The 12,994-nt window shown below is 70.6% G+C and carries 12 protein-coding genes and 1 pseudogene; 4 read left to right on the top strand and 9 right to left on the bottom strand.

Features of this window, described 5'->3' with window-relative positions:
• Nucleotides 1-309 (top strand): molybdopterin dinucleotide binding domain-containing protein (locus ACFY2X_RS44745; protein WP_389950777.1); only part of this gene is annotated, 309 nt, incomplete at its 5' end.
• 25 nt (nt 310-334) lie between these two features.
• Here ACFY2X_RS44745 and ACFY2X_RS44740 read toward each other — a convergent pair.
• From ACFY2X_RS44740 to ACFY2X_RS44730, 3 genes are read right to left on the bottom strand one after another with little or no spacing between them, the layout of a single operon-like run.
• Nucleotides 335-760, bottom strand: coding sequence for an archease (locus tag ACFY2X_RS44740; protein WP_389950775.1), 426 nt, complete (start codon nt 758-760; stop codon nt 335-337).
• Nucleotides 757-1,248 (bottom strand): RtcB family protein, encoded by a 492-nt coding sequence (locus ACFY2X_RS44735; protein WP_389950773.1) that lies wholly within the window; start codon nt 1,246-1,248, stop codon nt 757-759. Before ACFY2X_RS44735 ends, ACFY2X_RS44740 begins: the two co-directional genes overlap by 4 nt.
• Entirely contained in the window at nt 1,245-2,408 is a 1,164-nt protein-coding gene (locus ACFY2X_RS44730; protein ID WP_389950770.1) for a glutamate--cysteine ligase, read from the bottom strand. The genes ACFY2X_RS44735 and ACFY2X_RS44730 overlap by 4 nt, the downstream gene beginning before the upstream one ends.
• Nucleotides 2,409-2,753: 345 nt before the next feature.
• Here ACFY2X_RS44730 and ACFY2X_RS44725 point away from each other — a divergent pair, with 345 nt between their 5' ends.
• The 3 genes and pseudogenes from ACFY2X_RS44725 (at nt 2,754) to ACFY2X_RS44715 (ending at nt 6,713) form a co-directional block, all read left to right on the top strand.
• Entirely contained in the window at nt 2,754-4,370 is a 1,617-nt protein-coding gene (locus tag ACFY2X_RS44725) for a DUF4158 domain-containing protein (RefSeq protein ID WP_389950767.1), read from the top strand.
• Nucleotides 4,280-5,676, top strand: a pseudogene (locus ACFY2X_RS44720) (transposase). The gene ACFY2X_RS44725 and the pseudogene ACFY2X_RS44720 overlap by 91 nt, the downstream one beginning before the upstream one ends.
• A 116-nt stretch (nt 5,677-5,792) precedes the next feature.
• Complete coding sequence (locus ACFY2X_RS44715; RefSeq protein WP_389950764.1) at nt 5,793-6,713, top strand: AraC family transcriptional regulator N-terminal domain-containing protein; 921 nt, start codon at nt 5,793-5,795, stop codon at nt 6,711-6,713.
• On the opposite strand, the gene ACFY2X_RS44710 is transcribed toward ACFY2X_RS44715, so the two are convergent.
• From ACFY2X_RS44710 to ACFY2X_RS44685, 6 genes are read right to left on the bottom strand one after another with little or no spacing between them, the layout of a single operon-like run.
• On the bottom strand, nt 6,667-8,724 hold the full coding sequence (locus tag ACFY2X_RS44710) for a xanthine dehydrogenase family protein molybdopterin-binding subunit (protein WP_389950762.1): 2,058 nt from the start codon (nt 8,722-8,724) through the stop codon (nt 6,667-6,669). The genes ACFY2X_RS44715 and ACFY2X_RS44710 overlap by 47 nt on opposite strands.
• Nucleotides 8,721-9,680: an FAD binding domain-containing protein gene (locus tag ACFY2X_RS44705; protein WP_389950759.1), complete on the bottom strand. Its 960-nt coding sequence runs from the start codon at nt 9,678-9,680 to the stop codon at nt 8,721-8,723. The genes ACFY2X_RS44710 and ACFY2X_RS44705 overlap by 4 nt, the downstream gene beginning before the upstream one ends.
• Nucleotides 9,677-10,219: a (2Fe-2S)-binding protein gene (locus tag ACFY2X_RS44700; protein WP_389950756.1), complete on the bottom strand. Its 543-nt coding sequence runs from the start codon at nt 10,217-10,219 to the stop codon at nt 9,677-9,679. Before ACFY2X_RS44700 ends, ACFY2X_RS44705 begins: the two co-directional genes overlap by 4 nt.
• On the bottom strand, nt 10,216-11,439 hold the full coding sequence (locus ACFY2X_RS44695) for a low temperature requirement protein A (RefSeq protein ID WP_389950753.1): 1,224 nt from the start codon (nt 11,437-11,439) through the stop codon (nt 10,216-10,218). Before ACFY2X_RS44695 ends, ACFY2X_RS44700 begins: the two co-directional genes overlap by 4 nt.
• On the bottom strand, nt 11,440-12,051 hold the full coding sequence (locus tag ACFY2X_RS44690; protein WP_389950750.1) for a class I SAM-dependent methyltransferase: 612 nt from the start codon (nt 12,049-12,051) through the stop codon (nt 11,440-11,442). It lies immediately after the preceding gene.
• Nucleotides 12,048-12,986: an alpha/beta hydrolase gene (locus tag ACFY2X_RS44685; protein ID WP_389950747.1), complete on the bottom strand. Its 939-nt coding sequence runs from the start codon at nt 12,984-12,986 to the stop codon at nt 12,048-12,050. Before ACFY2X_RS44685 ends, ACFY2X_RS44690 begins: the two co-directional genes overlap by 4 nt.
• Between the last annotated feature and the right edge of the window lie 8 nt (nt 12,987-12,994).

Genomic DNA, 12,994 nt, shown 5'->3' with positions numbered 1-12,994 from the left:
TACAACTCCGGGAACATGACCCGCCGCACGGCCAACCTCGGATTGGACACGGCCGACCGGCTCGATCTCCACCCCGCCGACGCGGCCCGGTACGGTCTCGGCGACGGCGATCCGGTCACGGTGGAGAGCCGACACGGCCGCGCCACGCTGATCACCCGGCTCAGTCGCGAGATGGCGCCCGGGCAGGTCTTCTGCGCCTTCCACTTCCCCGCCAGCGGGGTGAACACCCTCACCTCGGGCCATGCCGACACCGTGACGTCGTGCCCGGAGTACAAGGTCACCGCGGTGCGGCTGATCCCCCCGCCGTGACGCGCTGGGGGCTTGCTCGGTGGCATCACACATCGAGGGTGACAGCGCACGTCCATTGACCGGCTCCGTGCTCGAACGTCAGCTGGTTGAGGGTGACGGCCTTGGGCACGGCGCCGATCTGAGAGGTGGCCGCCAGGTCGGCCATGACCAGCCGCAGGGTCAGGCCCGCCCGATCCTGGGAGGCCGCCACATCGATCGGGATCTGCCCGGTGGTGTCCATCAGGTAGATGGCCTCGTCAAGGGCGGTCACCAGTTGGTCTTCGGGCTTGCCTGGCTCGATGTGCAGCTCGTGACAGGAGATCGGAGCGACGCCGTCCAGGTCGAGGAAGCTCCCGGTCATGCCGAGCACCGCCTCCGCGATGCAGTCTCCCGGGGTCGGAGCCCACGCCTCGACGCGGGTGTCGGCGGTGTACGGGACCGTGCGATGGCCGCGCATCGTCAGCCTTTTCACGACGCCGAGGGGGACCAGGCGGGCGACCTTACGGCAGAGCCCTGCCCCTTCGCTGGCGGCGACCATGGCATCGACGTCCTGTAGGCGGTGGGCGTCTCCTCGGCGAGCCCGCGCCAGGTCGAGGCGCGTACGGCGATGCCCTGAGATTCCAGATGGTCACGCAGCTTCCGCCCGCTGATGGAGCGCGCGACCTGGTGGCGGCTCTGGGCGCGGCCCGCTCCGTGGCAGGTGGAGTGGAACTCTTCGCCGTCGCCTGTCGCGATGTCGGTGGCGGCCACCCCGCCGATGGGGAATCCGTACCCCCAATGGAGATCGGGCATGGCGTAGGAGGCGCGGACGATGCCGGGCAGGGCGGCCACGTTGATCACTTGTTGGAGTGCCTGCTCCTCCGGCAGCAGGGCACGGGATGCGAACACGATGCCCGGCACCCGCATCGAGCCATGCCGGTCGATGCGGAATCGATAGGGGCTTTCCGGTACGAGGTTCATGTTGGTACCACCGCCGGGACCGGCGGCCTTGCCGCGATGGGCTCCATTTGCGTGCACACCGTGGCGTCGGCCAGAAACTGCGTGAACTCTTGAGGTGTGGCGGTCTGAGACCACATGGCCCGCTGCCGCTCGGCGCCGGTGCCCCGCTCGTTGAGCCGGTCCAGCATGTCGGCGATGAGCCCGTCGTCGAGGACATGGTCGAGCAACAAGTCTGTCAGGAGACGCTGGTCGACGGCCCGGCCGGTGCGCGGGTCGATGCCCATCCCCTGAAGCCCGCCGCGAGCGGCGGCGGACAGCGCCGAGGCGATCCGGCTGTCCCGCAGCGGCTCGATCGGGACGCCTCGGCGCGCTTCGTCCAGGGCGGCGGCGACGAGCGCGCGTACCAGGGCGGCGACCAGCACGGTGTCCTCGGCGGTGAGACAGGCGTCCATGATGCGCACCTCGACCGTCGGGTATCGGGGCGACAGCCGCGCGTGGAAGTACACCCCGCGCTCGTCCAGAGCCCTGCCGTGGCGGATCAGGTCAAGTATCGTGGCGTCGTAGTCGGAGACGCCACGCCACACTCGGGGCGGTACGGCCGAAGGCCACCGCGACCATCGGTGATAGCGCCAGCTGGCCCATGAAGTGTCACGCCCGTCCGCGATGGGGGAGTTGGCGCTGATCGCCAGGAGTGTCGCCAGCCAGGGGCGGAGGCGGCCGAGAACGTTCACGCCCAGCTCGCGCGATGGTATGCCGATGTGCACGTGGCAGCCGCACGTGCCGCAACCGGCCACCAGCCGGGCAAAACGCTGGGCCAGCGCCTGGTAGCGGGGGGTCTCGGTGAGCGCCGGTAACCCGGGAAGGTGCCGAGGGACGACGCCCGATGCCACCAAACGGAAGCCGAGCTGGGCGGCGGCGTCCGAGGCGAGCCCGCGCAGGCGGGTGATGTCACTGCGTATCTCTTCCAGGGTCGTGCAGACGCCGGTGTTCGTTTCCAGTTGATAGCGCATGGCTTCGTGCTTAATGCTGGGCTCGCCGCCCAGCAGCGCCAGCACTTGTGGAGCCACAGGTGCGACGTCTCCGGTGGCGGGGTCCAGGAGCAAGAACTCCTCCTCCACCCCGACTGTGAGCAGGCGGGCGTCGGTTCCGGCCCGTACGTCAAGGGTTGTAGAGGTGTACATGAGGCTCGCCCCCTGGTCCGCTGCTCCTGTCCTCCAGAGTCGAAGGGCGCGACCGCGAGGCGAAGGACCGAAAGTCCCGAGATTGACGGCGATGGACCCTCATGTCAATGAAGTGCCGGAATGGTTTGGCCGATCAGGAGTCGCAGGTCAAGGCCTGGACCTCCCAAAGCTACGGCGAGCCGCCACCCCGGCCATCCCTGAGGGCTGATGAGGGGATATGCGAAGAGTTAGCTATCAGTTTCAGCACGTAGTTATCTCAGGTGGTGCATACCTTCCGGTAACCCCTTCGAACTCCTCAATGGTGATCGGGCCGCTGATAGCGCCAGCCTGGGGAGGAGCTCCGAGGTGCGTACCGACCGGGAACAGGATGAGCTGATCAGCGCGTGGACGCTGGTCGAGGGTGATTGGGACCTGGTCGGGGAAAAGGCAGGGGCCAGCAGGCTCGGTTTTGCCTTGATCTTGAAGTTCTACGAGATAGAGGGGCGGTTTCCCGCCTATCCCGAGGAGATACCGGCGGCTGCGGTGCAGTACGTGGCGTCGCTGGTGGAGGTCGAGCCGGAGCTGCTGGCGAAGTACTCCTGGCGGAGCCGGACGATCGAGCGCCACCGGGCGCAGATCCGCAAGCGATTCGGCACCCGCCCGGCGACCGAGGACGATGAGGAGCGGCTGGCCCAGTGGCTGGCCGACAAGGTGTGCCCGATCGAGACGAACCGTGATCGCCTGGCCGAGGCGGTGCGCGAGCGGTGCCGGAGCACCAGAATCGAACCGCCGACCAGTGGCCAGGTGGAACGGGTCGTCAATTCCGGATGCCGCCGTTTCGAGGAGGCCTTCGCCGAGCAGGTGATGGCGCGGCTTGGGTCGGTCGTGTGCGCCCGGCTGGAGGAGTTGCTGGGGCGGCCGCACGTGTTGGCCGAGTTGAAGGCCGATCCCGGGCCGCTGGGGCTGGACACGTTGCTTGTGGAGATCGGGAAGCTGGCGACGGCTCGTTCCCTGGGGCTGGGTGAGGCGGTGTTCACTGAGATCTCCGATCAAATCGTGGCGGCGTGGCGGGGCCGGGCGATGCGGATGTATCCCTCGGATTTCGCGGCCTGCCGGCCGCCAGTGCGCTACACGCTGCTGGCGGCGTTGGGCTGGACGCGGCAGGCCGAGCTGGTGGACGGGCTGGTGGAGTTGCTGATCGGGTTGATCCACCGGATCAACGCTCGCGCCGAGCGGCGGGTGGAGAAGGAGCTGATCGGTCAGCTCGCCGCGGTGCCCGGCAAGCGCGGCATCTTCACCAAGATGGTGAACGCCGCGCTGAACAAGCCCGATGAGACGGTCCGGCAGGTGGTCTTCTCCGCGGTGCCGGGCGGGGAGAAGACGCTGCGGGCGCTGGCCAAGGAGCTGATGGCCACCGAGCGCGTGGTCGCCGAGCGGATCCGCTACCAGCTGCGGGGTTCCTACTCGCACTACTACCGGCGGATGCTGGCGCCGCTGCTGGCCGCGCTGGAGTTCAAGTGCCACAACACCGCCTACCGGCCGGTGATGGATGCGATCGAGTTGCTGGCCCGCTACGCGGGCGTCGATTCCGACCAGCGGCACTACGCTGCGGCCGAGACGGTGCCGATCGACGGGGTGGTACCCAAGGCATGGCTGGACGGCGTCGTCGGCGACGGCGGCCGGGTGGAGCGGATCCCGTACGAGCTGTGCGTGCTGATCGCACTGAAGGACGCGCTGCGCCGCCGCGAAATCTATGTCGAGGGCGCCGGCCGCTGGCGCGACCCCGATGAGGACCTGCCCGGCGACTTCGAGGACAACCGGGACGTGCACTACGCGGCGCTGGCCAAACCGCTGGACCCGACGGAGTTCATCGCCGGCCTGAAGACGCGGATGTGGGCTGCCCTAGACAAGCTGAACACTGGCCTGACCCAGGCAGCACCGGCGGGGTGCGGATCATCACGCGGGCCGGCAAACCGTGGGTGAGCGTCCCCAAGCTCGACAAGCTGCCCGAGCCGAGGAACCTCGGCAAGCTCAAGGCCGAGGTCCAGCGCCGCTGGGGCACCATCGACCTGCCCGACATCCTCAAGGACATCGCCTTCCTCACCGACTTCACCGACGCCTTCACCTCCGTGGCCACCCGGGAGGTGCTGGACAGGCAGACGCTGAACCGCCGGCTGCTGCTGGTGCTGTTCGCGCTGGGCACGAACATGGGGATCCGGCAGATGGCCGCGACCGGCGACCACGGCCAGGACGAGGCCGCGCTGCGGCACGTGCGCGCGACCTACGTCACCCGCCAGAACCTGCGGGCGGCGATCGTCGCGGTGGTCAACGCCACCCTGGAGGCCCGCGACCCCACATGGTGGGGCGAGGCGACCAGCACCGCCTCAGACTCCAAGCGGTTCGCCTCCTGGGACTCCAATCTGATGACCGAGTTCCACGCCCGATACGGCGGTTACGGCGTCATGATCTACTGGCATGTCGACAAGGGCCGCCTGTGCATCTACTCCCAGCTGAAATCGTGTTCCTCCTCCGAGGTCGCGGCGATGATCGAGGGGCTACTGCGGCACTGCACCAACGCCGACATCGAGGCGAACTACACCGACACCCACGGCGCGACCGCGGTCGGATTCGCCTTCACCGAACTGCTGGGCTTCAAGCTGCTGCCCCGGATGAAGAACATCGGCGCGATCGAGCTGTACAGTCCCGAGGCCGCTCCGACCGCCTGGCCGAAGGTGGACAAGATCCTCAAGAAGCGGCCGATCGACTGGGAGCTCATCGCCCGCAACTACGACCAGATGATCAAGTATGCGACGGCACTGCGGCTGCGGACGGCCGAAACCGAGCAGGTCCTGCGGCGTTTTATGAAGGGCAACGGCCCCAAGCACCCGGTCTACCTGGCCCTGGAGGAACTCGGCCAGGTCGTGCGTACGATCTTCGCCTGCGACTATCTCGCCGACGAGCGGCTACGCCGGGAGATCAATAGCGGACTGCAGGTCGTGGAGAACTGGAACAGTGCCAACGACAAGATCTTTTACGGGCGCGAAGGCGTGCTGACCGGGGCCGACCGCGAGCACGCCGAGGTGTCCATGCTCACTTTGCACCTGCTGCAGTCCTCATTGGTGTTCTCAATACCCAGCTCCTTCAGGCCGTTCTGCGAGATCCGCAGTGGGCCGGCAAACTCACCGAGGAAGATCGGCGTGCGCTCAGCCCGCTGTTCTGGGCTCACGTGAACCCCTACGGCCGGTTCCGGCTGGACATGGAAACCCGGCTCGACCTCACTGCGGCGTGAGCGGCCCTCTGGCGGATCAGCGCACTGGCGCTGGCGCCATCTTCTGCTTCCTGGGCCGCCACGCCTCCACCCGGGTGTGTGGGCCCGATTGTCGCCGAACCTCGCGCGGTGTTTGGATGGGGATTATGGCCCTCGACGAGCTGCGCGACCTCCTCCTCCGCCACGCTCGCCCCGATCTCGGAACGCCCATCGAGGATGTGCTGATCTTCAAGGCCGAGCGCCCCCAGCCTCCGACGCCGACGACCTACGGCAAGGTGCTTGCGGTCATCGCTCAAGGCATGAAACGGTTCGCGCTGGGCGACCGCCTGTACGAGTACCACGAGGGGCAGTACCTCGTCGCCTCGATCGACCTGCCGGTGACCGCCCATTTCGCGAAGGCCGACGCCGAACGACCCGGGCTCGGGGTCGGGCTGACCCTGCATCCGGCGGCCATCGCGGAGGTGTTGCTGCAGGCGGGCCCGGACGATCTGCCGGAGCTCGGCGACGACGCGCCGCCCGGCCTGGCGGTCAGCACCGCCTCCGCCGAGCTGCTCGACGCGGTCGTCCGCCTGCTGCGCCTGCTCGACCGGCCCGGCGACATCACCGTCCTCGCGCCGCTCGTCAAACGGGAGATCATGTGGCGGCTGATCACGGGCGAGCAGGGCGCGATCGTGCGCAAGTTCGGGCTTCCCGACAGCAGCCTCAGCCACGTCGCCCGCGCGGTGCAGTGGATCCGCGACCACTACGCGCAGCCCTTCGGCGTCGAGGACGTGGCCAGACTGGCGGGGATGAGCGTCTCGGCCTTCCACCGCAACTTCCACGCCGCCACCACGATGAGCCCGATCCAGTTCCAGAAGCAGATCCGCCTCCAGCAGGCACGGCTCCAGCTCGCCGCGGCGCCGGGTGACGTCGCCGCCGTCAGCCGGCGCGTCGGCTACACCAGCCCGTCCCAGTTCAGCCGCGAGTACCGTCGCCAGTTCGGCGCGCCGCCGAGCCAGGACGCCTGGCACATCACTCCAGCACGCGATCGAGACGGATCGGCAGGGATCTCTGCCTGACGCCGGTGGCGTGCCAGACGGCGTTCGCGATCGCGGCCGCCGTGCCGACGTTGCCGATCTCGCCGGCGCCCTTGATGCCCATGGGGATGCCGGGCTCGTGGTCGGGCACGAAGCCGGCTTCGATGTCGGGCACATCGGCGTGCGCGGCGATGTGGTAGCCGGCGAAGTCCGCGTTGACGTGCCGGCCGGAGACCGGATCGCGCAGGCCCTCTTCGTGCAACGCCATGGAGAGCCCGCCGATCATTCCGCCGACGACCTGGCTGCGGGCCATGAGCGGGTTGACCACTCGGCCCACCGCGAACATCCCGAGCAGCCGCCGCACCCGCACCTCGCCCGTCATCGGATCGACGGTCACCTCGGCGAACACGGCGCTGAAGGAATGCCGTTCCAGAGACGGCAACCCGCCGAGCGAGCTCGTGGTGTCGGCCGTGACCGTCCCGCGCCGCCCCTGGCCGCGCAGCTTCTCCGCGGCCTCGATGATCGCCCAGCCCCAGGACGTCGTTCCCCGGGAACCGCCCGCGCCCCACGCGGGACCGAGGCCGCTGTCGGAGATCCGGAGCCGGATCCGCTCCGGGCCGACCGCCAGCGCGTCGGCGGCGATCGCGGTCAGCGCGGTGCGCGCGCCGGTGCCGAGGTCGGTGGCGCCGACGGCGACCGTGAAGGTCCCGTCCGCCTCGGCGGTGATCGTGGCCGAGGAGGGGAACGCCCCGGCGCTGAAGGACGTCGCGGCCAGCCCCGTGCCGACCAGCAGAGGCCCCTCCCGCCGCGTCCGCGGCCGGTGATCACGCGTGTCCCAGCCGAACCTGCGGGCGCCTTCGCGCAGGCACGCGACCAGATTGCGGCTGCTGAACGGCAGGCCGGACACAGGACCGGCCACCGGCTCGTTGCGCAGCCGCAGTTCCAGCGGATCCATGCCCAGCCGCTCGGCCAGCTCGTCCATGGCGGATTCGAGGGCGAACGATCCGGGCGTGGCGCCCGGTCCCCGCATCGAGTAGGGCGGCAGGATGTCGAGCGGGACCGCGCTGAGCCGGGTTCGGATCGCGCGCGCCGCGTAGAGCGTCTTGGTGAGTTCGGTGCAACCTTCGAGGTACTCCACCAGCGGCGAGATCTCGAATGCCGCCTCGTGGTGGATCACCCGCAGTCGGCCGTCCGCGTCGGCGCCGATCCGGATCAGCTGATCGGTCGCGGGCCGCATCGCGGTCGCCAGGAACACCTGGGCGCGGGTGAGCGTGACCCGCACGGGCCGGCCGAACAGCCGCGCGGCCATCGCGGCCAGGATCAGCTGGGGACCGCAGAGTCCCTTGGAGCCGAAGCCGCCGCCGACGTGCTCGGTGCGGACGCGTACCAGTTCCGGGCTCATGGAGAACAGCGTGGCCAGGGTGACGGCGACGGAGAACGGTCCCTGGTTGGAGTCGATCGCCTCCAGGTGCTCTCCCTCCCACCATGCGGTCGCCGAGTGCGGCTCCATGGCGCTGCAGTGTTCCTCGGGGGTGCGGTAGCGCTCCTCGACCACCACCGTGGACGCGGCGAGCTCCGCCTTCACGTCGCCGACGTCCACGGGCTCGTCGAAGATCGTCACCGCCGGACGGCTCGCCGGGTGGTCGGCGGTGAAGGCCGTGTCGTGCGGCTCCTCGTCGTAGGTCACCGGCAGCGCCTCGGCCGCCGCCTGGGCCTGTTCGAGTGTCTCGGCCACGACGAGCGCGACGGGCCGGCCGGCGAAGGGGATCACCTCGTCCTGCAACAGCTGCAACTGGCCGTCCGGGCCGAAGAAGCCGCCCGCCGTCGGGTCGAGGCGAGGCGCGTTCCGGTGCTCGATCACGCCCAGCACGCCGGGCAGGTCCTGGACGGCGGAGACGCCGATGTCCCTGATGCGGCCCCGCGACACGGAGGCCAGGACGACCACGCCGAAGGCCAGGCCCGGCACCGGCACGTCGGCGGCGTAGCGGGCGGCGCCGGTGACCTTGGCCCGGCCCTCGATCCGCGGCTGCGCGGCCCCGACCGCGTTCTTCATGGCAGGAGCTCCTTCAGGACGGTCTCGATGAGATTGCCGGCCAGCCTCACCTTGTAGCGGTTGCCGGGCAGCGGTTCGGCGGCGACCAGTTCGGCGTCCGCGGCGGCCCGGAACGCGTCGGGCGTAAGGGGAGCGTCCGACAGGAGGGCCTCGGCGGTGCGGGCGCGCCAGGGCCGGGAGGCGACCCCGCCGAGAGCGATGCGCACCGAGCCGTCGTCCGGGTCGAGCGCCGCCGCGACGGAGACGGTGGCGAAGGCGTAGGACGCGCGCTCGCGGACCTTGCGGTAGCGCGAGCGCGGGGACATCGCGCTCCCGGGCAGGGCCACCGCGGTGATCAACGCGCCCGGCGGCAGCGCCGTCTCGCGGTGCGGGGTGTCCCCGACGGGTGGGTAGAACTCCGCCAGTGGGATCTCTCCGGGGCCGTCGAGCGTCTCGTAGCGCACGACCGCGTCGAACGCCAGCATCGCGACCGCCATGTCGGAGGGATGGGTGGCCACGCAGCTCGGGGTCCAGCCGAGGATGGCGTGGTTGTGGTGCTCCCCGGCGATCGCGGGACAGCCGGTGCCGGGGACCCGCTTGTTGCACGCCTGCGCGGCGAAGTAGGCGCACCGGGTCCGCTGGAGCAGGTTGCCGCCCACCGTGGCCATGTTGCGGAGCTGGCCGGACGCGCCGGCCAGCACCGCCTGGCTCAGCGCCGGGTAGCGCCGCCGTACCTCGGGGTGGGCGGCGAGGTCGCTGTTGGTCGTCGTGGCGCCGACGACCAGCCCGCCGTCCGGCGCCTCGGCGACGCCGACGAGCGGCAGCCGCCGTATGTCGACCAGGCTCGTGGGAGCCTCCACCCCCGCCTTCATCAGATCGACGAGATTGGTGCCGCCACCCAGGTACCGGGCGCCGCCGCCGGCTGCGATCAACGCGTGACGGACGTCCGCCGCGCGCTCGTAGGCGAACTCCCTCATTCCGCGGTCTCCTTCCGGGCGGCCGTCTCCAGCACGGCGCGGACGATGGACGGGTAGGCGCCGCAGCGGCACAGGTTGCCGCTCATCCGCTCCCGCACCTCCGCCGCGTCCAGCACCGGCGCCGGGTTGTCCGGGGACACGTCGGCGGTGACCGCGCTGGGCCAGCCCGCCGCGTGCTCGGCCAGCATTCCGGCCGCCGAGCAGAGCTGCCCGGAGGTGCAGTATCCGCACTGGAAGCCGTCGAGCCCGATGAACGCCCGCTGCAGCGGCAGCAGCTCGCCGTCACCGGCCAGCCCTTCGACGGTCGTGACCTCGGCGTCCTCGGCGGCCACCGCCAGCGTCAGGCAGGAGACCATCCGCCGGCCGTCGAGGAGCACGGTGCACGCGCCGCACTGGCCGTGGTCGCAGCCCTTCTTGGGGCCGGTGTGGCCGACGTCCTCGCGCAACGCGTCCAGCAGCGTCGTGCGGTTGTCGACGTCCAGCCGGTGCGGCACGCCGTTGACCTGGAGCGAGATCACGCTGCGGTGATGGTTCGTCATCGTCCTCCCTCTCTTGGGGCTACGTAATCAGTCCCGCGCTGGGCGGACGATCCCTGAAGCTCGCGCGTCCTTGCCCATTCCTGCTCGCGTGGCGGGTGGCTCTCGACGGCGATCAGAGCGGCCAGGACGGCCACCACGACGGCCGGCCCGACCGGCGGCGAGAGGACCGCGGCGACCGGCGCGGCGGCAAGGACGGCGCAGGCCGCGGCCAGCCGCCTACGGCCGAGCGTGCGGTGCGTCCGGAGCCTGAACAGCAGATGTCCCACGAGGTAGAGCGCGACACCGCCATGGAGCGCGAGCGCGGAGAACACGCCCAAGGGCGCACCCTCGCCGGCGTGCGCGACCACGCCCTCGACGCCCAGAGCGGTGAGCAGAATCCCGGCGATCATGGGGAAGTGCCCGTAGGTGTAGGCCTCGACGGCCAGCGTGACCTGCTCCTCGCCGCGTACGCCGCGCAGCCTGCGCTCGGCCGCGCCCGCCACCACATCGAAGTAGAGCCACCACAGGCACACCGCGACGGCGATGCCGAGGACGGCTGCCAGCAGCAGCCCCGCGCTGATGGGCCGTCCTGCGGCGCCGACGCCGACGGCGACGACCGACTCGCCGATGGCCAGGATCAGGAACAACCCGTGCCGCTCGGTCAGATGCGCCGGGCTGCGCAGCCGCCAGTGACCATTCCTGGCGGTGAGGTAGATGCCCGCCCAGTCCACCACCAAGGCGACCGCGAACAGCAGCACCTGCGTCCAGCTCCCCAGCACCGTCCCGGACACCAGGAGCGCCGCGCTCGCCATCATGGGCAGCCAGGTGATGGCGATCTGACGGCGCAGCCCGGTGTCGCCGTCCGCGGCCACGGCGAAGACCACGAGATGCACCCACCGAACCACCAGATAGGCGCCCACCAGCACGAAGGCGCCCGGCCCATCGGCCCACGCCTCCGGGATGGTGAGGCCGACCACGAACATCGCCGCCATCGCGACGACCATCCCGCCCCGCAGCAGACCGCCGTCCGCCCGGGAATGGTTGCCCAGCCAGGTGTAGCCGGACCAGGTGCCCCACAGCAGCGCCAGCATCAGCAGCCCCCGGAACACGCCGTCGGCGTCGCGCTCGCGTGCCATGAAGCCGGTGAGCTGCGTGATCGCGAAGACGTAGACGAGGTCGAAGAACAACTCGAAGGGCGTCGCCCGGTGGTCCTCGCCGACCGGCGAAGTCTTCCGCCGCATCTAATCGAAGGCCAGAGCCGGGACACGGGGCCGGCGGCAGAAGTAGACGAACGCGGGCGGCACGTTGGCCCACACCGTCCGGCTGACCACGACCTCCTCGAACAGCCCGCCCAGGGACCGCCGTAACCGCCGCGCCGGCGGCGTCCATAGCGTGTGCGCGTACGCGAACGTGGTGAACGCACCGTGCGGGGCGAGGGCGCCGGTGAGGGCGTCGAGCAGGTCGTGCTGGCGGCTCGCGGTGAACGCCGCCCAGGGCAGTCCGCTCACGATGACATCCGCACGGTGGTGGCCGCGCGCAGCGAGCACCTCGCCCAGGTCCCGGGCGTCGGCCACGGCGACGTCGATCCGCGGGTAGCAGGTGGCGAGACGCCGCGCGAACCGCTCGTTGACCTCGACGGCCAGGTGATGGCCACGGCCGCCGAGCCGGCGCTGGATCGCCGCCGTGAACGCGCCCGTGCCCGGACCCACCTCGACGACCAGCGGGTCACCGTCACGCGGCACCGGCGCGGTGATCAGGTCGGCCAGCGGTTCGCCGCTCGGCGCGACCGCGCCGACCGTGAAGGGCGCGCGCGCGAACTCGTGCAGGAACGCGGCGCGGTCGTGGGCGCTCACCGGACGGCTCCGGGCGACGTGCCCAGCACCCGGGCGAGCCAGTCGTTCCTGGTACGCCGGGCCGCGACCGAGATCCGGGCCTCGGGACACAGGGCGTCGAAGCCGTGAAAGCCGCCCGCCCAGACGTGCAGCTCCGCCTGGCCGCCGGCGGCCCAGATCCGGGTGGCGAACGCGACGTCCTCGTCGCGGAACACCTCGGCCGTCCCGGCGTCGATGTAGGTGGTCGGCAGGCCGGACAGGTCGTCGGCGATCGCGGGCGACAGGTAGCCGGACACCTCGCCGCCGCCGATGACCGATCGCCAGCCGAACGCGTTCATCTCGCGGGTCCAGACCCCGGGCGCGCCGGAGTACTGGCGGCTGGAGACGGTGTCGTTGCGGTGATCGAGCATGGGACAGATCAGCACCTGCGCGGCGATCGGCGGGCCGCCCCGGTCGCGGGCCATCAGGGTGAGCCCGGCGGCCAGGCCACCGCCGGCGCTGACCCCCGCGACGATGATCCGGCTCGGGTCGACGCCCAGCTCGCCGGCGTGCTCGGCGACCCAGAGCAGGCCCTGGTAGCAGTCCTCGACCGGGATCGTGCCGGTGGCCTCCGGCGCCAGCCGGTACTCCACGGAGACGACTGTGGCACCGAACAGGTCGAGCCAGTCCAGGGGGATGTCGATCTGTGCGAAGCGGTCTCCCATGACCATGCCGCCGCCGTGGACCCAGTAGATGCACGGGGCCGGCGCGTGACCGGTCCTGGCTGGGGTGAAAATCGACATGGGGACGGGGGCGGTGATCTCGCGGTGGCCGGCGGCGCGGCCCTGGAGGATGACGTCGACCGGCGTGGACGGCAGTCTGCGCAGCTCGGCGAGCACCTCCGGGTCGAGCTCCGGCATGGGAGGAAGGTCGGCGAGGAACGCGCGCAGTTCGGGGTCGAGGCCGGGACGGGCCATGGTGGTCT

This window comes from Streptosporangium sp. NPDC000396 (assembly GCF_042898655.1).
GTDB lineage: Bacteria > Actinomycetota > Actinomycetes > Streptosporangiales > Streptosporangiaceae > Streptosporangium.
The sequence above is the reverse complement of the archived record's forward strand: the minus strand, read 5'-3'. Positions and strand labels throughout refer to the sequence as shown.

Bases quoted from the DNA above. Each gene is read 5' to 3' on its own strand.
- ACFY2X_RS44710 (WP_389950762.1), bottom strand. From the start codon at position 8,724: ATGAAGAACGCGGTCGGGGCCGCGCAGCCGCGGATCGAGGGCCGGGCC.
- ACFY2X_RS44700 (WP_389950756.1), bottom strand. From the start codon at position 10,219: ATGACGAACCATCACCGCAGCGTGATCTCGCTCCAGGTCAACGGCGTG.
- ACFY2X_RS44730 (WP_389950770.1), bottom strand. From the start codon at position 2,408: ATGTACACCTCTACAACCCTTGACGTACGGGCCGGAACCGACGCCCGC.
- ACFY2X_RS44685 (WP_389950747.1), bottom strand. From the start codon at position 12,986: ATGGCCCGTCCCGGCCTCGACCCCGAACTGCGCGCGTTCCTCGCCGAC.
- ACFY2X_RS44695 (WP_389950753.1), bottom strand. From the start codon at position 11,439: ATGCGGCGGAAGACTTCGCCGGTCGGCGAGGACCACCGGGCGACGCCC.
- ACFY2X_RS44735 (WP_389950773.1), bottom strand. From the start codon at position 1,248: ATGAACCTCGTACCGGAAAGCCCCTATCGATTCCGCATCGACCGGCAT.
- ACFY2X_RS44715 (WP_389950764.1), top strand. From the start codon at position 5,793: ATGGGGATTATGGCCCTCGACGAGCTGCGCGACCTCCTCCTCCGCCAC.
- ACFY2X_RS44705 (WP_389950759.1), bottom strand. From the start codon at position 9,680: ATGAGGGAGTTCGCCTACGAGCGCGCGGCGGACGTCCGTCACGCGTTG.